Here is a 25,833-nt window from a genome sequence, read left to right as displayed (position 1 = left end):
ACACGCGTTCAAACAACCCCAAGGAGCCCTCTGTGCCCACCAAGGCAGCCACCGAGCACGGCAAGTCACTGCTGATTGTGGAATCCCCCTCAAAGGTGAAAACCATTAGTGGTTACCTGGGGGACGCCTTTATCGTGGAGTCCTCCATGGGGCATATCCGGGACCTTCCCCAGCCCTCCGAACTACCAGACGAACTGAAAAAGAGCCCCGTCGGTAAGTTCGCGGTCAACGTCGATGAGGGCTTTGAGCCCTACTATGTGGTCAACCCCGACAAGAAAAAGAAGGTCACCGAGCTCAAGCGCCTGCTCAAAGAGTCCGACGCCCTCTACCTGGCAACCGATGGGGACCGCGAAGGTGAAGCCATCGCCTGGCACCTGCTGCAGGTGCTCAAACCCAAGGTACCCGTCTACCGCCTAACCTTCCCCGAAATCACCAAGGAAGCAATCCAGCGTGGCTTCCAAGAACTGCGTGACATCGACACCAACCTGGTCGACGCCCAGGAAACCCGCCGCGTCCTAGACCGCATCTACGGCTACGAACTCTCACCCGTCCTCTGGCGTAAGGTCTCCCGGGGCCTCTCCGCCGGGCGTGTGCAGTCCGTCGCCACCCGCCTAGTTGTCGAACGCGAACGCGAACGCATGGCCTTCCGCTCAGCCACCTACTGGGACTTGACCGGCACCTTCACCACTTCTGCCTCCGAATCCTTCACCGCCAAACTCTCAGCCGTTGACGGGGCCCGCGTCGCCACCGGCAAGGACTTCGCCGACGACGGCACCCTCAAACCCGCCTCAGCCGGCAAGGTCGCCCACCTGGACGAAACCGCCGCCAGCTCCCTGGCCACCGCGCTCGCGTCCGCAGCCTTCGCCGTCCGCTCGGTTGAAACCAAGCCCTACACCCGCCGTCCGGCTGCCCCCTTCACCACCTCCACCCTGCAGCAGGAGGCCGCCCGCAAGCTCCGCTTCTCATCCCGCTCCACCATGCAGGTAGCCCAGCGCCTCTACGAGAACGGTTACATCACCTACATGCGAACCGACTCGGTTGCCCTGTCTGACCAGGCAACCCAGGCTGCCCGCAAGCAGGCAGCCGAGCTCTACGGGGCCGACTATGTACCGGCCTCCCCGCGCGTCTACTCTTCGAAGTCCAAGAACGCCCAGGAAGCCCACGAGGCAATCCGCCCCGCCGGGGATTCCTTCCGTACCCCCGCCGAGGTCAAGGGTGCTCTCAGCATCGACGAGTTCCGTCTCTACGAGCTGATTTGGAAGCGCACCGTGGCCTCCCAGATGGCCGACGCCAAGGGCTCCACCGCCTCCGTCCGCCTGGGTGCAACCGCCGCTGATGGCCGCGACGCCGAGTTCGCAGCGTCCGGCACCGTCATTACCTTCCGTGGCTTCCTGGCCGCCTACGAAGAGGGCCAGGACGTCAAGCGCGGCGAAGAGAATGCCGAGGCCAAGGACGGTAAGGACGACAAGCGCCTGCCCAACCTGGCAGAAGGCGACGCCCTGCGCGGCAGCGACATCGAAGCTGCCCGCCACGAGACTTCACCCCCGCCCCGCTACACCGAAGCCTCCCTGGTCAAGGCCATGGACGAGCTCGGCATTGGCCGCCCCTCAACCTATGCAGCCGTTATCTCGACCATCATGGACCGCGGCTACGTCAACAACCGCTCCGGCTCCCTGGTGCCCTCCTGGACGGCTTTCTCCGTCGTCCGCCTGCTGGAAGAGCACTTCGCCAAGTACGTGGACTACGAGTTCACCGCAGAAATGGAAGAAGACCTCGACCGCATTGCCCGAGGTGAAGAAGCCCGCCCCGAGTGGCTGTCCCACTTCTACTTCGGTGGGGGAGACAAGCGCGGTCTCAAGCCCATCGTCGATAACCTGGGTGAGATTGACGCCCGCGCCATTAACTCCGTTGAGGTTGCCCCCGGGGTCAACTTGCGCGTGGGTAAGTTCGGCCCCTACCTGGAAACCGGCGGCGAGATTGACACCGAAACCGGCGAAATCAAGGACCCCATCCGCGCCAACGTCCCGGCTGACCTGGCCCCTGACGAACTGACCGAGGAAAAGGTCACCGAGCTGCTGGAAGCCGGTAAGAACGACGGCCGTGAACTCGGTATCGACCCGGCAACCGGCCGCACCATCGTCGCCCGCGACGGCCGTTTTGGCCCCTACGTCACCGAGGTCATCCCCGAGATGACCGAGGAAGAAATTGCCGCCTGGATGGACGCCCAGCCCACCGAGTACTACAAGAACGGCAAACCCAAGCCCAAGAAGAAGCCCAAGGCCGAAAAGCCCCGCACCGGCTCCCTCTTTGCCTCCATGAGCCTGGCCACCGTCACCCTGGAAGACGCCCTCAAGATCATGAGCCTGCCCCGCGTCATCGGGACCGACGCTGAGGGCAACGAAATCACCGCCCAAAACGGCCGCTTTGGCCCCTACCTGAAGAAGGGCACCGACTCCCGTTCCCTGGAAACCGAGGATCAGATCTTCTCGATTACCCTGGAGCAGGCCCTGGAGATTTACTCCCAGCCCAAGCAGCGGGGCCGGGCTGCGGCCAAGCCCCCGCTGGCTGAACTGGGCGTCGACCCGGTCTCTGAGAAGAAGATTGTGGTCAAGGACGGCCGCTTCGGCCCCTACATCACCGACGGCATCACCAACATTACGGTGCCCCGCAGCGAAACCATCGAGTCCCTGACCCACACCCGGGCGGTAGAACTCCTGGCTGAAAAGCGGGCCAAGGGGCCGGTCAAGCGCAAGACCGCCGCCAAGAAACCGGCAGCCAAAAAGACCACCGCAAAGAAGACGGCCACCAAGAAAGCCGCCTCAAAATCCTAGAAAATCTAAGGCACCCGCCCAACTAACTCAAACTGAGAAAGCTGGGCGGGTGCCGTCCTTTAGACTAGAGAGCAGGAAAATACTTCACCATCACACCCTGGGGGACCCATGCGACTTGGCGTACTCGACATCGGCTCAAACACCGGCCACCTGCTCCTGATTGAGGGGCAGCTTGGCTCCCGCCCCGAAGCCTACACCGCAGCCCACAAGGAGCCCCTGCAACTGGTGCGCTACATTGACGCAGACGGCAACATCACCGACGAGGGCCGTGACCGCCTCACCGCTTTTGTGAAGTCAGCGGTACTCTACGCGGTACAGCACGGGGCAGAAGACCTCCTCGCCTTTGCTACCAGCGCCATCCGCGAGTCCAAGAACGGCCCCGAGGTGCTACAGCATGTGCAGAACGAAACCGGGGTCAACCTCACCGAAATTACCGGCGACCAAGAAGCCGCCATCACCTACCACGCCGTGCGCCACTGGCAGGGCTGGGGGGCCGGGCGAATCCTCAACTTCGACATCGGCGGCGGCTCCTTTGAATTCTCCACCGGTATCGACGCCTACCCCGACGACGCCATCTCCGTCCCCCTGGGCGCCACCCGCCTGACCGGCGACTGGTTCACTTCCGAGGTGCCCAGCCCTAAGGAAATCAAAAAACTCCGCAAGTACGTGCGCGAAACCCTCGAACCTGTTGCCGAGACCCTGCTGGCTTACGGGCAGCCCAACATGGTTGTGGGCACCTCTAAAACCTTCCGCTCCCTGGCCCGAATCTGCGGGGCCGCCCCCTACTCAGCTGGCCCCTTCGTCAAACGCGAAATGATGATCCGCGACCTGCGCCTCTGGACCCGCCGCATGGAGGCTATGCCCCCCATTGAGCGGCAGGACCTCCCGGGGGTATCGGAGGTCCGCGCCGAACAAATGCTGGCAGGAGCCATTGCTGCCGAAACCGCTATGGACGTCTTCGGCATCGACATTATGCGTGTCTCCCCCTGGGCCCTGCGTGAGGGCCTGATCCTGCGTCGTATGAACTACCTGGCCCAGCAGGGCGAAGAAGCCATGATCAACCCGGCAACCCTCCTCAAGCCCTAACCGAACCACCGAGGGGATACCCATGACCACCACCCAACCCCAGGCCCCAGAACCGGCCAAGCGCCCGCGTCCGCCCATCCCCGTGGCTCTCTCCACCTCCTGCGTCTTCCCCCTCGGCGTGCCCGAAACCTTCTCCACCGCCGTGGACCTCGGCTACGACAGCGTCGAAGTCATGATCACCCACTCGGCCCTCTCCCAGGAACCCCACGACCTGCTCAACCTGATCCAGAAATACCAGATTCCTATCTCTGCCATTCACGCCCCCACCCTCCTGCTCACCCAGCAGGTCTGGGGCAGGGCCTGGAACAAAATGCAGATGGCAGCTAAAATGACCAAGGCCGTGGGGGCCGACGTCGTCGTGGCCCACCCGCCCTTCCGCTGGCAGAAGCTCTACGCCAAGAACTTCGTGGCAGGGGTACGCGAAATTTCTGAACTGGAAAACGTCAAAATCGCGGTGGAAAACATGTATCCCTGGTCGGTCAAGGGGCGGGCCGTTGAAATGTACGCCCCCCACTGGGACCCCTCCCGCTTTGACTACGACTGGATGACCTGGGACTTCTCCCACGCAGCCGCCGCTGGGGACGATTCCCTTGAAGCGGTTAAACGGATCGGCCCCCGCCTGGGCCATGTGCACCTGACCGACGGCTCGGGCGACAAGGTCATGGACGAGCACCTAATCCCGGGCCACGGCACCCAGCCTGTGGCCGAGACCCTGCAGTACATTGCCGCCAGCGACTTTAGCGGAGTCGTCTGCGCCGAAGTCTCCACCCGCAAGGCCAAGGGCGCTGCCGAACGCGACGACATGCTTTACGAAACCCTCCAGTTCGCCCGCACCCACCTTGCCCGCTAAGACCTGACGCCAACCTCGAAGGAGAAGACCATGACCACCGTAGCTTTCATTGGAACCGGCTCCATGAACGGGGCGATTGCCGCTGGCCTGCTGGCAGGGGGCGCCGCACCTGCGTCCGTCCGCGCCACTGTTGGCTCAACCGCCAGCATTGAGAAGCTCCGCGCCAAACTGGGGGAGGGGGGCCAGGAGGTTACCATCCTGGCCGGGGAACAGGATCCCGAAGCCAACCGCAAGGCAGCTACCGGGGCCGATGTGGTGCTGCTGGGCGTCAAACCGTACGCCATTCTTGACCTGGCCCGCGAAATCGCCCCGGCCCTCTCACCCCAGGCCGTGGTTGTCTCCGTCGCCGCCGGTATTACCCTTGAGGCCCTCCAGGCTGCCCTGCCTGACGGCCAGCCCGCTATCCGCTGTATGCCCAACACCCCCTCCCGCGTCGGCAAGGGCGTTCTGGCAATCTCGGTCGGGGAGTCAGTCAGCGAGGCCCAGAAGGACGCCGCCGCCGCCGTCCTGAGCGCGGCAGGCCGGGTCATTGAGGTAGAGGAAGAACAGATGGGGGCTGTCACCGCAGTCTCCGGCTCCGGCCCGGCCTACGCCTTCCTCCTGGCTGAAACCATGGCAGCTGCCGGGGTCAAGCTGGGCCTGGATGAGCAGACCGCCACCGAGCTTGCAGCAGCCACTGTAGCCGGGGCAGGCTACCTGCTGGACGCCGACCCCAACCCGGCTGAACTGCGCCAGGCCGTCACCAGCCCCAACGGCACCACCGAACGGGCCCTGAACGCCTACCGGGAAGGTGGGCTCTTTGAGCTCACCCAGGCCGCCATGCAGGCCTGCTACGACCGCAACGAGGAGATGACCGCCGAGTTCAGCGCCCAGGACGCCTAGGTTCGTCCGCGCACGAAAGACGGCCGGTTCCTGACTAACCCAGGAACCGGCCGTCTTAGTGTGGGTAGATACAGCAAAGGCCAGTCCGTAGGGAATCGGACTGGCCTTTGAGTTCTCTGGGAGCCCAGTGGAACTGACCACCAGAGAGGGCTTGGGGCGTGGAATGATGGTATTAGGGGGAACCACCTAGAAATTCCACGTCACAAGCTACTTGAACGGGTTCGCGGACCGTTCAGTAATCACTCGCACCTTTAGAGGTAGTTACTACTATATACGAGATTTTCAAAATGTGCATCTTGTCTAGAAAAATGACACATTATTTCTAGACTGATAGGTTCGATTAGCGGGTGGCAGGGCTTATCCGCTATGGTCAGCCCACACTTGGGTGGGGTATTCAGTCAGGGGGAGGTGGTGTTGGGTGTGGCCAGATTATGGGCGGGCAGCAAACCGTTCGATCAAATCAACCTGCCCTGAGACAATCAAAAGATCGCGGGAAGATACCCGGGTGTCGGGGGTGGCGTAGGTAATTTCTTCCCCGGGTGACTTTACGCCGACGATGGTGACCCCGTATTTTGAGCGCACATCAGATTCGGCCAGGGTAAAACCGTGGGTTTCCTTGGGTGGGTACATTTTGACGATGGCGAAGTCGTCGTCGAACTCAATGAAGTCGAGGAGGCGCCCGGAGACGAGGTGGGCGGCGCGGACCCCGGCGTCGGATTCGGGGTAGACCACCCGGTGGGCCCCAATGCGGGAGAGGATTTTGCCGTGGGCGGGGGTGATGGCCTTGGCCCAGATACGTTCTATACCCAGGTCAACGAGGTTGGCGGTGATCAGGACGGAGGCCTCAACTGAAGTGCCGACGCCAACGACCGCTGCGTTGAAGTCCTGAGCCCCGAGCTGGCGCAGGGCGTTCATGTCGGTGGCGTCTGCTTCGACAATATAGGTCAGCTCGCCGGACCATTTCTGCACCAAGGATGGGTCTTTTTCGACGGCCAGGACTTCTTTATTCTGGCGGACAAGCTGGGCGGCGGTGGCGGAGCCGAAGCGGCCCAGACCGATCACGAGAACGGGGGCGTTGTGGGTGGAGTTCTTAGCCAATGATGGGCCTTTCTTCGGGGAGCTTATAGAGGCGGCGGCGGGACCGCATGGCCAGGCCGGTAGCTACGGTAATGGTGCCGATGCGGCCAACGAGCATGAGGAAGGAGAGCACATAGGTGCCGGAGGGGGGAAGTTCGGCAGAAAGCCCGGTGGAGAGCCCGCAGGTGGCGTAGGCGGAGATGACTTCAAAGAGGGATCGGTCTAGGCTCGCCCCGCTGATGAGCATGATGGTGATGGTGCCGATGAAGACGAAGGCAGCGCTCATCATGATGACCGAGATGGCAATGCGGAGGGCGGCATCAGGGATGGTCCGGTTGAAGGCTACAACGAACTGGTCGCCCCGGGCTTCGGCCAGGATGGCGAGGAAGACGACGGCGATGGTGGTGATTTTGATGCCGCCTGCGGTGGAGGCGGAGCCGCCGCCGATGAACATGAGGACGTCGGTTAGGAGCATGGTGACCGGGGTGAGGTCGTTCATCTCTACCAGGTTGAAGCCGCCGGAGCGGGTCATGACGGAGGCGAAGGCGGCGTTGAGGAGTTTGTCGCCTAGGCTCATGAGGCCGATGGTTTTGGTGTTGTGCCATTCGAGGGCGCCCCAGGCTAGGGCGCCGAGGAGGAAGAGGACGAGGGTGCCAATGACGGTGAGTTTGGCGTTGAGGTTCCAGCGGCTGAAGCGGAGGTTATTTTTGATGACCAGGATGACGGGGAAGCCGAGGGATCCCACCATGACGCCTAGGGCGATGGGGGCCAGGATCCAGAGGTCGTGGCCGTAGGGGACGATGCCGTCTGAGTGGGGGGTGAAGCCGGCGTTGTTGAAGGAGGAGACGGCGTAGAAAATGCCGTGCCAGACGGCCAGCCAGAGGGGTTCGCCTAGGGTGAGAAAGCGGGGGATGAGGACGGCGGCGATGAAGGCTTCGATGGTAATTGAGGTGAAGGCTACGGTTTGTAGGACGGAGCCGACCTCCCCGAGTCGGCTGATGTTGAGGGATTCCTGGGCAATGATTTTGGAGCGTAGACCCAGTTTGCGGCCGACGGCCAGGGCCAGGATGGAGGTGAGGGTGAGGGTTCCCAGGCCGCCGATTTGGGAGCCGAGCAGGATCATGAGCTGGCCGAAAAAGCTCCACTGGTCAGCGGTGGAGACGGTGGTGAGGCCTGTGACGGTGACGGCGCTGGTTGCGGTAAAGGCGGCGTGGTGGAAGGGCGCTGGGTTGCCGTCCCGGGAGGCCCAGGGGGTTGCCAACATGAGGGTGAAAAAGAGGATGACAAAAAGGAAGGCAAAAATTGCTATGCGGGATGAGGACGATGCAAACAGTTGGGTGAGGATGGCGCGTAGGGCGGTGAGCTGGTCCTTGGCCCGGTACCCGACGTGGGGGCGGGGGGCGGGGGCGTCCTTCCCGGCTGGGGTGGGGGGAGCGGGGGGCTGGGTTTCTTCAGGGGTGCCCATGGTCTTCACCTCTCTTTCATGACATCTTTTCTAGCGTAGTCTGCGCGTCATAAAAGCGGAGTGTGGTGTCTGCCGAGTTTTATTGTGTTTAATGGAGAATGTGACTTAACTTACCAAAGGGGGTAATGCAGGTGGGAGTGACCGACCGACTGACACCAACCGATGTTCGGGTTTTGTGGACGCCCAAGATGGCAAACTACTTCTTCGGCGATTATCACCCTATGCACCCGTCCCGGCTTGAGGCAACCGCCTCGCTGGCCCGGGACCTGGGGCTTTTTGACCTGCCTGAAATTCAGCTTGAAGAGCCAGAAATTGCAAGCGTCCACCAGCTGATGCTGGCCCATGATTACCCCTATATTGATGCGGTTCAGAAGATTAGTGCTGACCCTACCCTCACGATTGCCTCCTGTGGTTTGGGTACAGAGGACACCCCGGGGTTTGAGGGGGTGCATGAAGCCTCGGCCCGCCTGGCCGGTGGCACCTACCAGGCTGCTGACGCCATCCTTAGCGGGAAGGTCAAGCATGCCGTGAATTTTGGGGGCGGGATGCACCACGCCTCCCGGGACCACGCCAGTGGCTTCTGTATTTATAACGACTGCGCCGTGGGCATAGGCCGCCTGCTAGAGCAGGGTGTGCAGAAGGTGGTTTATATCGACGTGGACGCCCACCACGGTGACGGCACCCAGAGTATCTTCTGGGATAACCCCAACGTCATGACCATCTCCATTCATGAAAGCGGCATGACCCTCTTCCCCGGCACCGGCTTTGCCAACGAGGTGGGGCCCGAGGGTCTAGCTGCTGGAACCAGCGTCAATATTGCCCTGCCTGAAAGCACGACGGACTCGGGGTGGCTCCGTGCTTTTGACGCCGTCGTTCCCTCCCTCCTACGGCAGTTCCAACCTGAGGTGATTGTCAGCCAACACGGCTGTGATTCCCACATGGATGACGACATGTCCCACCTGGCCCTGAGTATTGACGGCCAGCGTGAAATTGCGGCCCATATTTCCCTGCTTGCCGACGAACTGTGCGAGGGGCGCTGGATTGCAACCGGCGGGGGAGGCTACTCGATTTACAATGCGGTTCCGCGGTCGTGGAGCCACCTGATCGCTGTGGCTGCTGGCCAGCCCCTCGACGTAAATATTCCCACTCCGGAATCTTGGCAGAAGCATATGCTTGCCACCTACGGCACTAAGGTGCCCACGATGATGGGGGATCCCGTTGACCTCTGGTGGCACTCCTGGGAAGTCGGCTTCGACCCGGCCAGCAGTATTGACCGCACCATCATGGCCACCCGCAAGGAAGTATTCCCCCTCTGGGGCCTAGACCCCTGGTATGACTAGTCTGATCCAGAAAAACAGCTCAGAGTTAACCCCTGGGGCATGTAGAGCATGCACCAGGGGTTATATATATGTCATGATGGGCGTATGAAAGATGACGTTTTTGCTGTAATCGCTGACCCCACTAGGCGACACATCCTGCAAGCACTCGCAGTAGAACGGCTTGCCGTGGGCGAGCTGGTTGAGGAGCTGGGCGTTTCCCAGCCAACCGTCTCCAAGCACCTTAAGGTTTTGCGTACCGCCGGTCTGGTCGAAACCGAAGCTGTAGGTCAGAAACGTTTTTATTCCCTGACACCCGCCCCTCTTACAGCAGTATCTGACTGGGTTTCTCGCTTGCTCCAGGCTGGGCCCGAGGACGCTGAGGCCGTTGGCCAGCCTGTAGCGCCCAAGCCTGCAGAAACTAAGCCTGTAGCGCCCAAGCCTGCAGAAACTAAGCCTGTAGCGCCCAAGCCTGTAGAAACCTTGTCTGCAGCACCCGAGCCTGCAGAAACCTTGTCTGCAACACCCGAGCCTGTAGCTGACCGTCCGGCCAAAGAAGAGGGAACAGCCAAACCGTCGGGTATTACCTTCACCCCCCTTACGACCTTCACCCCCGTCGCCTTTACCCCGGAGGCCCAGGAGGAGCAGGAGCCCACCTATGAGCTCCCTGACCTGACAGCTCCAGCAGATGTCAGGGGAGAAGAAGGGGACGAGGCTGATTCGGCTGCTGCTCCTGAGTCCTCAGACCTAGCAGCTGAGGAAGAATCCTATGAACTGGTTCATCCCGACGACCTCGAAATTGAACGCGAGGACAGTGAAGACCGGGGCCTGCTGGCAAAATTTGCCCGCTGGCGTCGCACCAACCGCTAAATCGAGTATCACTCCGCCCGCCTACGACACCCTAAAGAGACATAAGACCCTATGGCACACCATCAGCAGCTTCTCGATTGGATCGAGAACCAACTGATTAATAACACCCTGACCCTGGGCGATGAGCTCCCCCCAGACCGGGAACTCGCCCACCTTGTTGGCATGAGCCAGAACCACATGCGGGAAAGTCTCAAGCACTGTGAAGAAATTGGGATTCTTCGCCTGTTTGAGGGCCGACGCAAAAGCATCATTGCGGTGCTGAACCGTGAACCTGCTGCTTCTGCCGGAACCGCCCTGGGGCTATATCTGGCGGGTGCAAAGTCCCCCCGTCAGGACCTGCTCAATACCTGCATGTTGCTTGAGGGCTACGCCCTGGCGGGCCCCACCTATGATGAGTCTGCCCTGCCTGAATTGGAGCGGATTCTGGAGGCCATGCAGGATGCGACCACGAGTTTGACTGCCTTCCACGATCTTGAAGCTGACTTCCATATTCAGCTGGGTCGGCTTTCGAATAATGCCCTCATCTCTGCCCTGCTGGCGACCCTGCGTGATGCCATGATTGAGTCCCGGTTTGAACTGGTGACCCAAGTACCCCTGTGGAGCGCTACCGCTAACCGCCTGCGTATGGAGTACAGGGCCATAATCGACGCCGTGAGGTCAGGGGATTCTGCCCTGGCGCGTACCCTGCTCCAGGCAAACCTGCACGAGCGTTTTGCTGAAGCTGGTCACCAGCTTGAGAAGCCCCAGGCGGCTCCTCCTGAAGAGCCTGTAGCGAGCAACCAGATTCAACCCGTTGAGGTTCCTGAGATTGAGCCTATGCCCAACCGGTGGGGCCAGACCCTGGACCCCGACCTCCTCAACGCCCTGGCCACAATTCAGCCTAAGGGATCGGAGGGGGCTGCGGCTGACGAGCTGGCCCCGGCCCTTGATACCACCTCCCTGCCCGTCGTGCGGGTGAGCGGCACGGACGAGTGGGGGCAGGACGTCCCCGCCCCGACCCAGCCTGCAGAGGTAAAGGGGGAGAAGGACGAGGCTGCTGCGCCTGCTGGTACCGGCGGTTCTGCTGACCAGGATCTTTCCGAGGCCCCAGAAGCCCGGGACGTTCCCACTGGCAGCGGCGTCCGCAAGCGTCGAGGAACCGTCAGTGCCGCTGTTCACGCAACCGTTCCTACCCCGGCAGCAACGGTTGTAGCGCCTGAGACCCCTACCGCTGGGAAAACGGACGACGAGCCCCAAGAAACTCCCGCCGAGCCTGATACTCCCCTTCAGCCCGAAAGCGCCGAATCATCCCCTGAAGCACCGGCTGTCGTCCCAGCAGAAACCAGCTCTGATGCAGAACCTCATGCAGAACCTGACGAAGAGGCGGAAGCTGTGCCCGAGCGTCCGCGTCATTACCCCCGCCTGCCTGCTGCTGACCTGCGGGAAAAGCTAAAGCAGGAGGAAGCCCGCCTCGCTGCCCTGGCCGCAAACGCAGTTGAGACCGACCACAAGGCAGAGACAGAAGGCAGCTCACCTGACAGCCCACAAGGGCAGCCTGTAGCCCCCATCCGGGGCCAAGGTACTACCGCAACCCCGGCTGAACCTGCCCAGGCGGACACCTCACAGTCCCTCACCGACACTGCCAAAGCCCTAGCCGGCCGCGCCAAATCCTTTGACCTGCTCGGCTACTTTGGCTTCCGTCAGGGCCCGGCGGCGACGCATCGTCCTGCCCCCGAGGCGCCAGAGGAAAACGCTGACCCCCTAGACGCCCCCGAGCAGGGCTGGGAAGAATCCGACCAGCCTCGCGAAAAACTGCGTGAGGGCTACGAATACGCCGATGAGGACTACGACGACTACGTCGACGAAGCCCCCGAGGAAGACAGCGGGCAGGCGGAAGACCGCCCGTCCCCTGAGCCTCAGGCCGTACCCCGTCCCCGCCCCCAAGGTAAGAAAAAGAAGAAGAAAAAGCGCCGCTAAACCCGAACGCAGGGGTAAAAAGCCCCCACCGGGACGGTATTAAAAGAGAAAATGCTCTCACTTGCCAGTGAACAGGGGGCGAAATGTTCGCTAAACCTGTACTCTTGATTCCAGAGCGTTTTTTCACGTCGAGGGCACTACTGTGCCCTCAGCGTGTTCTATGGAGCGTTTATACCGGTATAACGCCCGGATAGCTACCGCACCTGCTGGCCATACGGCCGGTGGCGTCGGCCGGGTATCAACCACTATTTAATAAGTGAGGTGAATCCAATGGGTTCAGTTATCAAGAAGCGCCGCAAGCGTATGTCTAAGAAGAAGCACCGCAAGCTGCTTCGCAAGACTCGCCACCAGCGCCGCAACAAGAAGTAAATTCTTCACCGCGAGCCCCGCACCAGTTTCGGTGCGGGGCTCGCGCTGTTTTCCTGACCCCAGGCCCAGGCCCAGGCCCAGGGAGTGGGCCCAGAACCAGGCCCAGGTGCTTGCCAGGTCAGGACGCACCTGGCTGTGGTCAAGCGGGGCAGGGTAGGGTAGGGGTATGGCTACACCCCTGATTGAACTTCTGACCAAACCCGGCTGCCACCTCTGCGACGACGCCCGCGCCACCACAGCGGAGGTCACTGCCCGGTACGGCCTGAGCTACACCGAAATCAACGTTGAAGAGCACCCCGACCTCCTCGACCGCCACCGGACCGAAATACCCGTGCTCCGCGTAGACGGGGAAGTGAAAGACTTCTGGCAGGTCAATGCCAAACGCCTGGCCAAAATCATCGAGAAGAAGCTCGCTGACATCTAACCAGGTGGGTTAGCACTTGGCTGCAGGGTTTGAGACACTAGAACTATGACTCATTCTGCTCCGGCATCAGTAACCGTCCACCTCATGCGCCACGGCGAGGTGCACAACCCTGACCGTATCGTGTATGGTCGCCTGCCCAACTACCACCTGTCTGAGACGGGGCAGAAGATGGTGCGCCTCTCCGCTGAAGAGTTCAAACGCCGGGCAGACGCCGGGGCTAAGATCGTCCACCTGGTCTGCTCCCCCCTGACCCGCACCCGGGAATCAGCTGCCCCCATCGAGGAACTGCTGGGGCTTACCGCCGTCCCCGACGAGCGCGTCATTGAGGCCGACAACTACTTTGAGGGCCTGCATGTCACCAAGGACGAGCTGCTGAAGAACCCCCGTCACTGGCGGCACCTGACCAACCCCCTGCGTCCGTCCTGGGGGGAACCCTACGCGGCGCAGGTCGCCCGCATGGCCGAGGCCATTAAGGACGCCGCCCGCACCGCTTACGAGCTAGGGGGAGACGGGGCAGAAGCTATCATCGTCTCCCACCAGCTGCCTATCTGGATGGCCCGAAAGTCCGTTGAGGGCGGCCCCCTGCCCCACGATCCGCGCAGCCGCCAGTGCAATTTAGCTTCTATTACAAGTTTTACCTTCCCCAACATTTTTGCTTCTGGCAAGCCAAAACTCTCCTATCTTGAGCCTGCTGCCGAGCTCTACTCAGGTGTTATTCAGTTACCTGGTTCATAATGACCTCTGGTATCACCGCACACGTTCCTGGCCTGAAAGAAACCCATTCATGTCTGACTCCCCCCTGCCCCCCATCACCCGAAAGGCAGCCCTGAGCCTCGCCGCCCTCAGCGCCGTGGGCCTGCTCTCAGCCTGCTCCACCCCCCAGGACTCCCTCGCCGCCCAGGCCGACGCAGGCGACTCCAAGGGCTACATCGCCGGTGACGGCAGCGTCACCGAATACGCCGCTGGCGAGCGCGGAGAACCCGTAGACTTCTCCAACGAACTCTTCGACGGCACCACCGTCACCGCCGCAGAACTCAGGGGCAAGCCCGTCCTGCTCAACTTCTGGTACGCAGGCTGCGCCCCCTGCCGGGCAGAAGCCCCCTGGCTCAACGAACTCCACCAAACCTACGGCGAGAAGGTCGCTTTCTACGGGGCCAACGTGCGTGACGAAAAGGGAACCGCCGAAGCCTTTGAAAAGAACTTTGAGGTACCCTACCCCTCCTTCCGCGACCTCAACGGCAAAATCCTGCTCGCCATGAGTAAGTATGTTCCCGCCCAGGCCGTACCCACCACCGTCATTTTGGACGCCGAGGGCCGGGTTGCTGCCCGAATCTTGGGCCAGATTGACAAGTCCGTCGTCAAGACCCTGCTCGAAGACCAGGTCAGTGCCTAGCGTCGGCGATATCGTACTGGACGGCTCCCTCTGGCTTGCCCTTCCCCTGGCAGCCCTTGCCGGGCTCATCTCCTTTGCCTCCCCCTGCGTCCTGCCTCTGGTGCCCGGTTATATCGGCTACGTGACCGGACTGTCTGGGGGAGATCTCACCCCCCGCCGTCGGACCTTCCGTATGCTGGCCGGGATTAGCCTCTTCGTCCTGGGCTTCTCCCTGATTTTTGTGCTCATGTCGGTGGTTCTCGCCCAACTCGGGGCAGCTCCCTGGCTCAAGGGGCAAGGGTGGGTAGATATCGTCCTGGGGCTTCTTGTGATTCTGATGGGCCTGGTCTTTATGGGGCGTTTCAGCCTCTTCCAACGGGACCGAAAAATTGAGGCCAAGCCCCCTGCCGGGCTCTGGGGCGCCCCCATCCTCGGTATTACCTTTGGCCTCGGCTGGGCGCCCTGCATTGGGCCCACCTTCGCCGCCGTCCAAACCCTGGTCTATACCGGCGGGGCAGATACCAGCAAGGCTATCTTCCTTACCCTGGCCTACTGCCTGGGGCTGGGGGTCCCCTTCCTCCTGGTGGCTCTCGGAATCTCCCGCGGGGTAGCGACCATGGGCTGGGCCAAGAAGCACCGCCTCCTGCTCCAGAGGCTGGGCGGGGCCATGCTGATTCTTATCGGCCTCCTGCTGGTCACCGGGCTCTGGACCCGCATGATGTCCTGGTTCCAAGCCACCATGCCCGTCTACACCCTGCCCCTCTAACATCACACTAACCATCACACTAACCACACAGACTGCAACCGCACCAAGGAAACCATGGCTGAACGACACGACGCTCCCGCCCTCGGGGCCGTAGAAATGCTCCGCTGGGCCTGGACCCAGCTCACGAAAATGAACACGGCCCTCTTCCTGCTGCTGATGCTCGCCATTGCCGCGGTGCCCGGTTCCGTCTTCCCCCAGCGTATTCAAGACCCGGCCAAGGTCAACGACTATATTGAAGCCCACCCCACCTGGGGGCCCATTGCAGACAAACTTCAGCTCTTCGACGTTTTCTCCTCGGCCTGGTTTGCTGCCATCTACCTGCTGCTCTTCATCTCCCTCATCGGCTGCGTCATCCCCCGCGCCATCAAGCACTACAAGGCCATGCGGTCGGCCCCCGCCCGCACCCCCAAAAACCTGAGCCGCCTGCCCCAACACCGCGTCCTGACCATCCCCCTGGACGCCACCACCGCAGACCTCACCGCCCAGCAGGCCATCAAGGACGCCGCAGAAGTTTTGAAAAAGCGCCGCTACCGGGTTGAGGTGAGGGAAGAAGAGGACGGTGCCGTCAACGTCGCCGCCGAACGGGGCTACCTGCGTGAACTCGGCAACATCCTCTTCCACCTGGCCATGATCGGCGTCCTCATTGCAGTGGCCGTCGGTTCCCTCTTCGGCTACTCCGGCCAGCGCGTCCTCACCGAAGACGAAACCTTCGTCAACTCCCTAGCCGCCTACGACTCCTTTAGCCCCGGCACCAACTACAACCCCAACTGGCTAGCCCCCTACTCAGCCACCCTCGACACCATGACCGTCGAGTACGACCGGCAAAAAGGATCCCCCACCTACGGCAACGACATCAACTACGAAGCCCAGCTGACCCTCACCACCGCCAACGGGGACACCCGCCAGGAAACCCTCAAGGTCAACGAACCCGTTTACGTTGAAGGCACCTCCATCTACCTCCTGGGTAACGGCTACGCCCCCATCATCCGCGTCACCAACACCGACGGCACTATCGCCCACGAGGGCCCCGTCGTCGGCCTGCCCAGCGGCATGAGCTACCTGTCCTCCGTGGTGCTGAAAGTTCCGGACGCCACCCCCAGCCAGTTAGGTTTCGTCGGCATGTTCCTGCCCACCGGCGAAAAACGCATAGGCGCAGCCCCCACCTCCATCGACTCCGACCTGCTCAACCCCATGGTGGTGTTCCAAAGCTACACCGGCGACCTCGGCCTCGACGACGGCACCCCCCAGAACGTCTACGTCCTCGACATCGACTCCCTAGACCCCCTCAACACCATGGCTATGGGGAACGGAATCATTCTTGATTCTGCCAACCCCACCGCCACCCTCCCCAACGGGCACGGCACCATCGAACTGCTCGGCGTCAAGCGTTATGCCGGCCTTGAAATCCGCTCCGACCCAGGCCGTCCCATCGCCCTGGCCTCCGCCCTCCTCCTCTTCGCAGGCCTGCTGACCTCCGTCTTTGTGGCCCGCCGCCGCGTCTGGGTTCGCGCCACAGAAACCGGAACCGGCAGCGACCGAACCCTCACCATCGAATACGGCCTACTGGCCCGAGGCGAAGACCCCCGCCTGGCCACCGAAGCAGACCGACTCACCGACCTCTTCGCCGAGCGATGGGGACTAGAATTTGATGAGGCCTAACCCCACGGCCCTAGAGCAACCTCCAGCCCAACCCACCCCTCCAACCTGAAAAGATAAACACCATGCAAGAAGTGAACCTCGAACTCGCCCGGTGGAGCGAGCTTTTCATGTACCTGGCAGCGATTGCCTACATGGTTGCTTTCGTCGCCTTTGCCTGGGACGTTGCCGTCAACTCCCGCACCACCAAGCGCCTCGAAGCCGCCACAGCCCCCGACCAGGAGAAAGAACTCGTCGGGGCAGGAGCTAAGGCCAGTAGCGCCCGCTCAGCCCGAATCACTGGCACCGAACAGGGCACCGGCACCCGAGGAATGGGCTACAAGAAATCAGCGGCAGACAAAATCTCCCAGCACGTTGCCGACTCCGACATGCGCTACGGCACCGGCCAGCGCCGCCCCGCCGCCCGCGCAGGCGTTGCCATCCTAGCCCTCGGCGCCCTCATCCACACCGGCGGCGTCCTCTCCCGGGCCTTCGCCGCCAACCGCGTGCCCTGGGGCAACATGTACGAGTTCTGCACCACCGGCGCCCTGCTCGTAGTCGTGGTCTACCTGGGCTTCCTCATCTTCCGCGACCTCCGCTTCGTCGGCTCCCTCGTCTCAGGCCTAGCCCTGACCATGATGACCGCAGCCACCATCGCCTACCCCACCCCCGTCGGCCAACTGGTGCCCGCCCTCCAGTCCTACTGGCTGGTCATCCACGTCTCCATCGCGGTACTGGCCTCAGCCATCTTCACCATCACTTTCGCCATGGCCGTACTCCAGCTACTACAGACCGCCCGTGAACGCGCCATCCTGGAGGGGGCAGACACCAGCCTGCGCCGGATCGGCTTCATGCGCCTCATCCCCTCCTCTACAGCCCTAGAGAACTTCTCCTTCCGCCTCAACACCGTCGGCTTCGCCATGTGGACCTTCACCCTGGCCGCAGGGGCTATCTGGGCTGAAAAAGCCTGGGGACGCTACTGGGGCTGGGACACCAAGGAAGTCTGGACCTTCATCATCTGGGTCGTCTACGCAGCCTACCTGCACGCCCGCGCCACCCGCGGCTGGTCAGGCCCACCCAGCGCCTGGCTCTCCATCGCAGGCTACCTCTGCGTCATCTTCAACTTCACCATCGTGAACGTCTTCTTCTCAGGCCTGCACTCCTACTCGGGGCTGTAGGGGGGCACATACCTTATCATTGCGGCTCCCCAGGCTTGCACCTTCGCAAGCTCAGGTGATTCCGTTCGCTCTTGCGTGCTGACGCACCCGCTCACTTCATCCGAGCCAGCAGCTTCGCTGCGAGCCTGCGTCATCTGCTTGCTTTGCTTTGGTTAACCAGCTTTCTATAAAGCGCTCTTTCACAGGTTCAGCAAGCCCCTGCGCATTTTTGTGCGGGGGCTTTTGCATAGGTATTGTTTGGTAGTTATCACCAAATGTCTTGAAAACTATCTAGGTACATGATGTACTTAGATACAGAAGGAGGTGCCCATGAACCCCACCACCTACCCACCGGCCCTAGTGCGGGCAACCCTGCCCACCGCCGTCCTGGCCTGCCTGGCCCAGGAAAACCTGCACGGCTACGCCCTAGCAACCCGCCTAGAAGAGATGGGCTACGGCCGCCTGCGCGGCGGCTCCCTCTACCCGGCCCTCTCCAAACTCGAAGAAGCCGGGTACGTCACCACCACCTGGACGCAGGGGGAGAGCGGCCCAGCCCGCCGCCAATACCAGCTCACCGACGCAGGCACCCGCCACCTCGCCGACGAACGAGCTACCCTCGCCCGACTCACTAGCGCCCTCGGAGCCTAAATCCGCCCGAACCGTTTCAACATGACTCAAGGAGGAGACATGGAAACCCCATTCGACCGCATTACCCACGCAATGGCTGAAACGAGCTCACGACCCGAAGACCTCGAATGGGCCCACACAGCCTACGGCTACCTCATCAACGGGGACGTCAAACCCGCAACCGCCGAAAGCGCCGTCTTAAAGGTCGTTCGGGAGATCGAGGCGGGGGAAAAATCGGCGCAGGACATTCACGGCGACGCCATACTCTGGGCCCACAGAAAAATAAGGGCCTGGGTTAGTCAGAACACCGAAGCCTTTACCGGGCAAAAACTACTCTCCTTCCGGCAGACCCTCTCCACCGGCTTCTTTTTCGGTGCGGGTGCAAGCGTGCTCTTCTGGCTCATCGGCCTGCTACCCAGCGACAGGGGACCTTCACCGCAAGCCCTGGGGTTCTTTCTCTTACCCCTCTTCCTCGGGTTCGGCGTCCTGATCCTGCCCGCCTGCTACGCCCGGGGCCTGCGGCAATTCGGTTTTCGCGGGGCCGTCCTGGCCTCTGGCCTGGTCTTCATTGGCCTAAGTTTCGGTATCGCAGGCATACTCACAGGCTTTGAAACCTTAACCGACCAGACCTACCCCGCCTGGACCCACCTACCAGCAGCAGCCCTTTTTGCCCTCTGCGGAGCTATCTGCGTAGCTATTCTCCCCGACTCTTTACCCCGGGAGCCGAAGCCGGTAGACCTCCAGAACGATAGGGCCTGGGCAAAACTCTGCGCCCAAACCCTACGAACCCGAGGCGATATATCAGACCCCCGAATCCGAGAGGAACTCTCCCGAGTGCAGGAACATTGCGCTGCCACAGGGGCCCGCGCCATCGACGAATTTGGCCACCCGGTAGCCTACGCCTTCTCTCTATCTGGCCAGAAGCTCGTCAAACCCCACCGGCTCTACCTCTACTCGCTACTTATGGTTGCGCTTACAGCTCACCAAGGCTACTGGCTGGTGACCACAGACGATACCTCCAGCCTCCTGTGGAGGGTGCCGCTCCTGGCCTTAGTCTCAGTGGTTTGGGCCCTAGAACTTCGCAAAAACTACCGGGCCTACCGCCAGGTCAAGGCATAAGAAAGAACCCCACCTCATCTCCCCAAACCCACCTGGTTTTCAGGTAGGTTGAGGGATCACGGTGGGGTTCGAGGACAACTAGGAGTCACCCTCCTCCGAGGACAGGCGCCCGGTATCTTCCTCGCCCTCCTGGGCAGGCCCCTGCCCACCGGCGTCCTTGCGGTTCTTGCGCTGCTGCCACTCGGCGTCCTGGCGCTCCCGCCGGGCCCGGGCCTCAAGGAACTTCAAAAACTCGGGGTCATCATCAGGAGCCACCGGAGGCTTAGCAACAGGCGCTCCAAAAGACCCGTGGCGCGACCCGCGCGGCCGCCCCAACCAGAACCACAGCGCCGAACCCACCAGGGGAAAGAGTACCAGCACAGCAAGCCAGGCCCCCTTGGGCAGGGTCCGAACCCTCAACCGGTCAGTCTGGGCAGCATCCAGAATCGAATAAATCCACACGCCCAACACCAGGGCTGCGCCGCCAATGATCAAAATCGCTCGTGCCATACCCCCATCTTCCCACGAAACCTCGGCCCGCCCCCACCCTGTGCGCTCACAGCGAGCCAGCCGGGGGCCAGACGGCCACCCACCAGGCCCCGAAACCCAACAGGTTAGGTAGAATAAAGGGGTGAATTTTCTGAAGTACTCCCTGCTGCGCCTGGCACTATCTGCCGCCGCCTTCTTCGCCTCCTACTACGTCGGGGCAGGCCTGATCCTCTCCATCATCTGCGGTGCCCTCATCGGTTTCGCCATCTGCTACCTGGCCTTCCCCCGCCTGCACGACGCCGCAGCCGCTGACTTCAACCGCCTCATCCGACGCAAGAAACCCAAGGCCACCCCCGCCGACGAAGACTCCGCCTACGAAGACGCCCTCGACGAAGCAAGCCGCACCCCCTAGGGCCCAGCACCCCACATACGCACAAGGACGCAGAAAACCCAAGTTTTCTGCGTCCTTTCAGGTTAAAAAGGGGGAGGGGCTAGTAGCCGGTAAAAACAGCCGTCGTATCAGCAAAAATTGCCAGGGGGTGGAGCACCACCGCCAGGGCCACCAGCAGGGAGTAGAAGAGGGCCACGAAACCAGCCTGCTTGAGCACCGGAATCAGATCGCGCCCCAGGGCCCCGCCGAGTACCACCAGGCAGGAATGAACAATCGGGCCCACCAGAATAAAGGCCAGCACAAACCAGGGATTCTGCGGAACCAAAAGCATCGTCAGGCCCAGGCCCACCGCCATCTCCAGGGCATAGGTGATACGGGAGGCCCTATCACCCAGCCGAACCGCCAGGGTCTTCTTACCGGCCTCAATATCGGTAGGGATATCGCGCACATTATTAGCCATGAGCAGGGCACAGGAGAAGAGGCCCATCGCCACCGCAAAAACCCAGGAAGTCAGGGTCAGATGGGCGCTCTGCGTAAACATGGTGCCCAGGGTGGCCACCAGGCCAAAGTAGATAAAGACGAAGACATCGCCCAGGCCCATGTAACCATAGGGGTGCTTACCCCCGGTGTAGCCCCAGGCCGCCAGCACCGCCGAGGCCCCAATCGCCAGGAACCACCACTGCTGAGAAAGCCACACCAGGCCCAGGCCGCTCACACCAGCCAGCCCAAAACAGATAAAGGCCGCCAGCTTCACATGCCCGGGCTTAGCCACGCCTGAGCCGACCAGGCGCAGGGGGCCCACGCGCACCTCGTCCGTGCCCTTAATGCCGTCAGAATAATCATTGGCGTAATTGACGCCCACCTGCAGGAAGAAGGCAACCAGAAAAGCCAGCAGGGCCCGCACCGGCTTGAACTGGTGGATCTCGTAGGCCGCAGCAGAACCCGCAATAATAGGGGCCGCCGCCAAAGGGAGCGTCCGCAGACGCGCCCCCTCAATCCACTGTGCAACGGTTGCCACGGTTATCTCCTTACCCTCCACCAGCCGGTTCTACCGGCCCCTGAGCTACGCAAATACACACCATTCTCTCACTTTTTAGCGGTAGGTGCCCGCTAGTTGCCGCGTGACCTGCCCCGTGACCTACCCTGGTTTGCCGCCTGGGCCTGCCATGCTTCAGCCAGGAGCGTCTGGACGGCCCGCCGGTCAGGCTTGCCGGTGGGTAGGGCTGGCAGCTCAGGCAGCACTCTGACGAGTTTGGGGGCGGACGCTGCCCCCAGCTTATCTGCCACCAGGTGGGGGAGGGCGTCCTCAAGCGCGACGGCGCGGGCCCTGCTGCCTGCCACCAGGGTGACAACTGCGGTAATCGCGGTGCCCCAGCGGTCATCTGGAACCCCGGCAACCAGGGCCTCACGCACGTCCGGGTGGCTTTCAAGGGCGGTAGCTACCGCAGCTGCACTGGTTTTGATACCGCCGGAAATCAACACATCATCGGCCCGCCCGGCAACGGTGAGGGCCCCGGTGTGCAGGTCTAGGGTGCCCAGATCGTCGGTGCGGTACCAGCGGGTTCCCTGCTCGTCGACAAAGAAGTGGGCGGCGGTGCGCTCGCTATCGTTGGCGTAGCCGCTGGCAATGGTGGGCCCGCCCAGCCAGATCCGCCCGGGAGCGAGCGGGTCGGTAGCGTCGGGCTCTATCTGCACGCGGACGCCCGGCAGGGGCTTGCCCTCGTAGACGCAGCCCCCGGCGGTTTCGGCCGACCCATAGGTGCGCACTACGGGCAGGGCCAGGGTGCGGGCGGTAGTGATGAGGTCGGCGCTGGCCGGGGCCCCGCCCAGCAGGATCGCGGAGAAAGAGCGCAGGGCCGCGAGGGTTTCTTGGAGGAGGGCCTGGTCAGGGGTTTCAAGCAGGCGGTGTAGCTGGGTGGGCACCAGGGAGACTAGCCGGTGCGGGGCTGAGAGCTTTTCGGTGGAGCTGACGAAATCCTGGGCCGTGAAGTGGGTGCCCTCGCTGACTGAATCGGTTAGGACGGGGGTGGTACCTGCCAGGGCAGATCTCGCCACCACTTGCGCCCCGGCAACGTACTGCAGGGGCAGAGCCAGGAGCCACTGGGCGCTACTTGTCTCGGTGGCTGTTTCTGTTCCCTGAGCCGAAGCCCGTAGTGCTGAGGTGGAGAGAACTGTCTGCTTGGGGGTGCCCGTGGAGCCGCTCGTCGTGACCACGAGGGCGGGGGCGTCCTCGCCGTCCTTGGCTTGGCGCTCAAACTGGGCGGTAAAAAGGCTCAGGGCCTGTTCGATGCGGGGGAGCACGGGGGTGGGGGCCTGGTGGGGGCCAACCAGGACGACGCCATCCTCCGGGCCGGGCAGGACGGGGGCAGACAGGGGGGCGAGGGTATCTAGTCTCATGGCTCTACCTAGTCTACGCCGGGTGATGATTGCCAGATAGTATGCATACTTGGTAGTATTGTGGGTAACATTTTGTATGTCACACAGGTGAGAGAGGAGCCTGCCCATGCTTGAGGCCACCGCTGCTGAAATCGTGAATGTGTTACTGTACCTGGCCCTGATGGTGCTCTTGTTTATTGTGCTGCTGGGCTTTCATAAGAAGAATAAGACCGAGATTCGGGTGATTCGTAAGCGTCTGGGCCTGGGTGAGAAGGCTACGGATCGCACAGGTAAGGGGGCCTAAGCTGTGACTGTACTTGCTACCAATCCGTTGGTGCCGACTGCCGGTGAGGTTGTTTTTTCTGTGATTGGCCTGGCCTACCTGGTCTTCATGCTGGTTTTCCTGGTTTTTCTGATTAACGTGCTGCTGACCTGGCACCGTAAGAATAAGCTCCGCATTATTGAGCTGGAGTTTGAGGAACGCGCCATCGATCACCGCAAGGCTGCCCGGGCTGCTGGTGCGAGTGGCGAGGGCTAAACAAGCCACACCCATACGCGAACTGCGGGGATTTTTTCGAGATGCGGATATTCTTACCGCATCTCGAAAAAATCCCCGCAGTTCGTTATGTATGGGCTTAAAGCTTTATTCTGTGATGGCCTCTTCTAGCTTGGTACCCAGTGGACGAGTAAGCGATACGCTGTAGCTCTTTGAAACATGGTTCGTATCATAGAAGACCGGTAGGCCACCAATTACCCCATAGCACGTGCCATCTGGGCAGAAGTAGTCAGTCATATCGATTGTTGCTACCCCTAGGGACTTTGCGGCTTCAAACTGAGGGTCTGACCACAAGCTAGAACTGGCAGGCGCAGTACACTCTACACCCGAGTATGCAACACAATCAGGGCCGATTGATGTGCCAGCAGTAGGAACGTCTCGCATGACAAGAACCTGGCTACCTTGGGCCTTCCACTTTTCAATCCAGGGTTTCATCGCTCGACTGTACTGCTCTTTTTGGGGTGAACCACTACCATCTTCAAGCCCTTGGGTGCTTGAGTAGTTGCCAATAACAATAAGATCTGGTTTCTCTTGAGTGACCTGATCGAGGATAAGTCCTGGCCATTTTGGGCACGTATCAGAAAACACCTGGGGAACGTGTGCCTGACGGCCCGGGGCAAACCAATAAGTTAGAGGGGCTTCCCAGAGTGAACACCCTGAATGGCTATAAAAAGTCGTATCCCATTGTTTTTCTCGGGCAATGGGGTAAACTGCCGGCCGCCAGTGGTCAATATGGGAGTCTCCAATAAACCACACTTTTTTTGTTTCAGGATCATTGTTTGTGTAATCGCAATGAATCTTGACTCTGGCTCCGCCATTGGGGACATCTACTGATTCGAGAATCTCGCATTCTTGATCCCTGGGTATCCAGGGTGCTTCATCTTCTGTTCCTGCTGGGATGAGCGGTGCTTGAGAAAAAACATTATGGCACGATTCTTGGTTGACGAGAGCCATACCGCCGACGCAGTTTAGCTTAGGTTGCTGGCTTTCATCAGTCGTTTCAGAAGACGGATCATTTTCTATTTCTGCACCTGATGTTTGGTTTAAACTTGCCTGAATTTGTGCCTGTTGTTGGGCAATTTGTTTTTGGGCGTAGAAATGAGTTGCAAGGGAGCTAGTACCAACGAGGGCTAGGCTGGTGGTGACAGCAAATAGTACAGTTTTTGGCACAAAAAGTGATGGGATTTTGAAACGGAAGGTGTTTTCAATGAGCCTTTGGGTGATAAATGCTAATAGGTAGACGAAAGGGATCGCTATAAGGTAGTGCGACCAGTGGGCGGCTTTTCCTAGAGCAAAGGGCAGGAGGACTACAATTGGCCAGTGCCAGAGGTAGAGAGAGTAGGAAATGTCACCGGTGAACTGGACAGGGCGCCACTCAACGAGGGCCCGAAGCCAGGGGATGAAGGCGGTTGGGCCTAGAGCAATGATGAGGGCTGTTGAAAGGACGGGAATAAGGGTGGCGAGGCCGGGGACGCCACTTTCACCTGTGAATAGGAATGCTGAGAACCCGATCGCAACATAGGCTACAAGTTGGCTGAGGTTGCGAATCAGGGTGATAAAAACAGGCTCACTGTCTTGGGGAAGAAGACGAGCTAGCAAAGGGGCACTCAGTGCGATCAGCGCCCCCACCATGAATTCCCAGGTGCGGGTAAAGGTGTTGAAGTAGGCCCCCGCTTGGCCCGAATTCACTTGTTCTTGTGCGAAAGCCAGAGAAAAAACAAGCAAAATAAGGATACTTAGGCCAAGAATAAGGTTTTGTAGCCTATCGAGGCTTATTCAAAAGTAGACACGCACCCCACACCCACCAACTAGACAACGGCCCCACCCGCGGCAAAAATATGAGCGTTAAATCTCTACAAATAACCTCAAGCCATACCGGACAAGACCGTTGCTACACCAGCGTACAACCGGCCTCACAGCCACGCAATTCGCCACACTACACACAGCCCTCACCCATCACCTCACCTGGTCAAAACCAGGCGGAAGACCACCAGCACTCACCCTCACCCAAGCCCTCAAAATCACCCTGCTCTACCACCGCCATAACCTCACCGAAGAACTCCTCGCAGAACTTTTTGCTGTCTCTCAATCGACAGTCTCACGAGCTATCAACGGGACTGTCAGATTAACGGTGTAAACCCACAACAAATCTAGCGACCAGCCACCTGCGGCAACCGATCACCAAAAACAATAGCAAAAGCATTCAACGCCGGCTTCCACCGAGTCATCCACCGCCGAGC

26 protein-coding genes are annotated in these 25,833 nt (G+C 61.0%); 20 read left to right on the top strand and 6 right to left on the bottom strand.

Features of this window, described 5'->3' with window-relative positions; translation table 11 throughout:
• Window positions 1–32 precede the first annotated feature (32 nt).
• The 4 genes from topA (at window position 33) to proC (ending at window position 5,649) form a co-directional block, all read left to right on the top strand.
• Window positions 33–2,831: a type I DNA topoisomerase gene (gene topA / locus L7A15_RS08040; protein ID WP_237208745.1), complete on the top strand. Its 2,799-nt coding sequence runs from the start codon at window positions 33–35 to the stop codon at window positions 2,829–2,831.
• A 108-nt stretch (window positions 2,832–2,939) separates the two neighbouring features.
• A complete protein-coding gene (locus L7A15_RS08035) occupies window positions 2,940–3,917 on the top strand; it encodes a Ppx/GppA phosphatase family protein (protein WP_237208746.1) in 978 nt (325 codons plus the stop codon).
• A gap of 22 nt (window positions 3,918–3,939) precedes the next feature.
• Entirely contained in the window at window positions 3,940–4,767 is an 828-nt protein-coding gene (locus L7A15_RS08030) for a sugar phosphate isomerase/epimerase family protein (RefSeq protein ID WP_237200155.1), read from the top strand.
• 30 nt (window positions 4,768–4,797) lie between these two features.
• On the top strand, window positions 4,798–5,649 hold the full coding sequence (proC, locus tag L7A15_RS08025; RefSeq protein WP_237189468.1) for a pyrroline-5-carboxylate reductase: 852 nt from the start codon (window positions 4,798–4,800) through the stop codon (window positions 5,647–5,649).
• Window positions 5,650–6,078: 429 nt separating this feature from the next.
• Here the strand turns inward: proC and L7A15_RS08020 are convergent, their stop codons facing one another.
• Window positions 6,079–6,747: a potassium channel family protein gene (locus tag L7A15_RS08020; RefSeq protein WP_237189469.1), complete on the bottom strand. Its 669-nt coding sequence runs from the start codon at window positions 6,745–6,747 to the stop codon at window positions 6,079–6,081.
• A complete protein-coding gene (locus L7A15_RS08015; protein WP_237204390.1) occupies window positions 6,740–8,191 on the bottom strand; it encodes a TrkH family potassium uptake protein in 1,452 nt (483 codons plus the stop codon). The genes L7A15_RS08020 and L7A15_RS08015 overlap by 8 nt, the downstream gene beginning before the upstream one ends.
• 125 nt (window positions 8,192–8,316) lie before the next feature.
• On the opposite strand from L7A15_RS08015, the gene L7A15_RS08010 reads away from it, so the two are divergent.
• From L7A15_RS08010 to L7A15_RS07955, 12 genes are all read left to right on the top strand, one after another.
• Window positions 8,317–9,531: an acetoin utilization protein AcuC gene (locus L7A15_RS08010; RefSeq protein WP_423816862.1), complete on the top strand. Its 1,215-nt coding sequence runs from the start codon at window positions 8,317–8,319 to the stop codon at window positions 9,529–9,531.
• Between the two features lie 84 nt (window positions 9,532–9,615).
• The gene (locus L7A15_RS08005; protein WP_237208747.1) at window positions 9,616–10,377 is read left to right on the top strand and encodes an ArsR/SmtB family transcription factor; all 762 of its coding nucleotides are present in this window, start codon (window positions 9,616–9,618) and stop codon (window positions 10,375–10,377) included.
• A gap of 51 nt (window positions 10,378–10,428) precedes the next feature.
• Entirely contained in the window at window positions 10,429–12,333 is a 1,905-nt protein-coding gene (locus L7A15_RS08000) for an FCD domain-containing protein (protein WP_237208748.1), read from the top strand.
• A gap of 270 nt (window positions 12,334–12,603) precedes the next feature.
• Window positions 12,604–12,702: a 30S ribosomal protein bS22 gene (locus L7A15_RS07995; RefSeq protein WP_005504750.1), complete on the top strand. Its 99-nt coding sequence runs from the start codon at window positions 12,604–12,606 to the stop codon at window positions 12,700–12,702.
• A 166-nt stretch (window positions 12,703–12,868) separates the two neighbouring features.
• On the top strand, window positions 12,869–13,126 hold the full coding sequence (locus tag L7A15_RS07990) for a glutaredoxin family protein (RefSeq protein ID WP_237189766.1): 258 nt from the start codon (window positions 12,869–12,871) through the stop codon (window positions 13,124–13,126).
• 45 nt (window positions 13,127–13,171) lie between these two features.
• A complete protein-coding gene (locus L7A15_RS07985; protein WP_237208749.1) occupies window positions 13,172–13,861 on the top strand; it encodes a histidine phosphatase family protein in 690 nt (229 codons plus the stop codon).
• Window positions 13,862–13,910: 49 nt separating this feature from the next.
• Window positions 13,911–14,519, top strand: a complete 609-nt coding sequence (locus tag L7A15_RS07980; RefSeq protein WP_237200163.1) for a TlpA family protein disulfide reductase — start codon at window positions 13,911–13,913, stop codon at window positions 14,517–14,519.
• Window positions 14,512–15,264, top strand: a complete 753-nt coding sequence (locus L7A15_RS07975) for a cytochrome c biogenesis CcdA family protein (protein WP_237189763.1) — start codon at window positions 14,512–14,514, stop codon at window positions 15,262–15,264. The genes L7A15_RS07980 and L7A15_RS07975 overlap by 8 nt, the downstream gene beginning before the upstream one ends.
• Window positions 15,265–15,318: 54 nt before the next feature.
• The gene (gene resB / locus L7A15_RS07970) at window positions 15,319–16,923 is read left to right on the top strand and encodes a cytochrome c biogenesis protein ResB (RefSeq protein ID WP_237189762.1); all 1,605 of its coding nucleotides are present in this window, start codon (window positions 15,319–15,321) and stop codon (window positions 16,921–16,923) included.
• Window positions 16,924–16,985: 62 nt separating this feature from the next.
• Window positions 16,986–18,077, top strand: a complete 1,092-nt coding sequence (gene ccsB, locus L7A15_RS07965; protein WP_237189761.1) for a c-type cytochrome biogenesis protein CcsB — start codon at window positions 16,986–16,988, stop codon at window positions 18,075–18,077.
• A gap of 309 nt (window positions 18,078–18,386) precedes the next feature.
• Entirely contained in the window at window positions 18,387–18,704 is a 318-nt protein-coding gene (locus L7A15_RS07960) for a PadR family transcriptional regulator (RefSeq protein WP_237189760.1), read from the top strand.
• A gap of 39 nt (window positions 18,705–18,743) precedes the next feature.
• On the top strand, window positions 18,744–19,802 hold the full coding sequence (locus L7A15_RS07955) for a hypothetical protein (protein ID WP_237189759.1): 1,059 nt from the start codon (window positions 18,744–18,746) through the stop codon (window positions 19,800–19,802).
• A gap of 78 nt (window positions 19,803–19,880) precedes the next feature.
• On the opposite strand, the gene L7A15_RS07950 is transcribed toward L7A15_RS07955, so the two are convergent.
• Window positions 19,881–20,291 (bottom strand): PLD nuclease N-terminal domain-containing protein, encoded by a 411-nt coding sequence (locus tag L7A15_RS07950; RefSeq protein WP_237189758.1) that lies wholly within the window; start codon window positions 20,289–20,291, stop codon window positions 19,881–19,883.
• Between the two features lie 121 nt (window positions 20,292–20,412).
• On the opposite strand from L7A15_RS07950, the gene L7A15_RS07945 reads away from it, so the two are divergent.
• Window positions 20,413–20,682 carry a DUF4229 domain-containing protein gene (locus tag L7A15_RS07945; RefSeq protein ID WP_237189757.1) on the top strand — a complete coding sequence of 90 codons (270 nt, stop codon included), beginning with the start codon at window positions 20,413–20,415 and terminating at the stop codon, window positions 20,680–20,682.
• Window positions 20,683–20,761: 79 nt separating this feature from the next.
• On the opposite strand, the gene L7A15_RS07940 is transcribed toward L7A15_RS07945, so the two are convergent.
• On the bottom strand, window positions 20,762–21,679 hold the full coding sequence (locus tag L7A15_RS07940; protein ID WP_237189756.1) for a 1,4-dihydroxy-2-naphthoate polyprenyltransferase: 918 nt from the start codon (window positions 21,677–21,679) through the stop codon (window positions 20,762–20,764).
• Between the two features lie 92 nt (window positions 21,680–21,771).
• Complete coding sequence (locus tag L7A15_RS07935; protein WP_237208750.1) at window positions 21,772–23,058, bottom strand: AMP-binding protein; 1,287 nt, start codon at window positions 23,056–23,058, stop codon at window positions 21,772–21,774.
• Between the two features lie 106 nt (window positions 23,059–23,164).
• Here L7A15_RS07935 and L7A15_RS07930 point away from each other — a divergent pair, with 106 nt between their 5' ends.
• Together L7A15_RS07930 and L7A15_RS07925 are read left to right on the top strand one after the other, a co-directional pair.
• Entirely contained in the window at window positions 23,165–23,341 is a 177-nt protein-coding gene (locus L7A15_RS07930) for a hypothetical protein (RefSeq protein WP_237208751.1), read from the top strand.
• 3 nt (window positions 23,342–23,344) lie between these two features.
• A complete protein-coding gene (locus L7A15_RS07925) occupies window positions 23,345–23,575 on the top strand; it encodes a hypothetical protein (RefSeq protein ID WP_237208752.1) in 231 nt (76 codons plus the stop codon).
• 105 nt (window positions 23,576–23,680) lie between these two features.
• Here the strand turns inward: L7A15_RS07925 and L7A15_RS07920 are convergent, their stop codons facing one another.
• Window positions 23,681–25,318 (bottom strand): acyltransferase family protein, encoded by a 1,638-nt coding sequence (locus L7A15_RS07920; protein WP_237212395.1) that lies wholly within the window; start codon window positions 25,316–25,318, stop codon window positions 23,681–23,683.
• A 163-nt stretch (window positions 25,319–25,481) separates the two neighbouring features.
• Here L7A15_RS07920 and L7A15_RS10795 point away from each other — a divergent pair, with 163 nt between their 5' ends.
• Window positions 25,482–25,730 carry a helix-turn-helix domain-containing protein gene (locus L7A15_RS10795; RefSeq protein WP_423817388.1) on the top strand — a complete coding sequence of 83 codons (249 nt, stop codon included), beginning with the start codon at window positions 25,482–25,484 and terminating at the stop codon, window positions 25,728–25,730.
• Window positions 25,731–25,833: the final 103 nt, after the last annotated feature.

Source organism: Rothia nasimurium (assembly GCF_928391935.1).
GTDB lineage: Bacteria > Actinomycetota > Actinomycetes > Actinomycetales > Micrococcaceae > Rothia > Rothia nasimurium_D.
The sequence above is the reverse complement of the archived record's forward strand: the minus strand, read 5'-3'. Positions and strand labels throughout refer to the sequence as shown.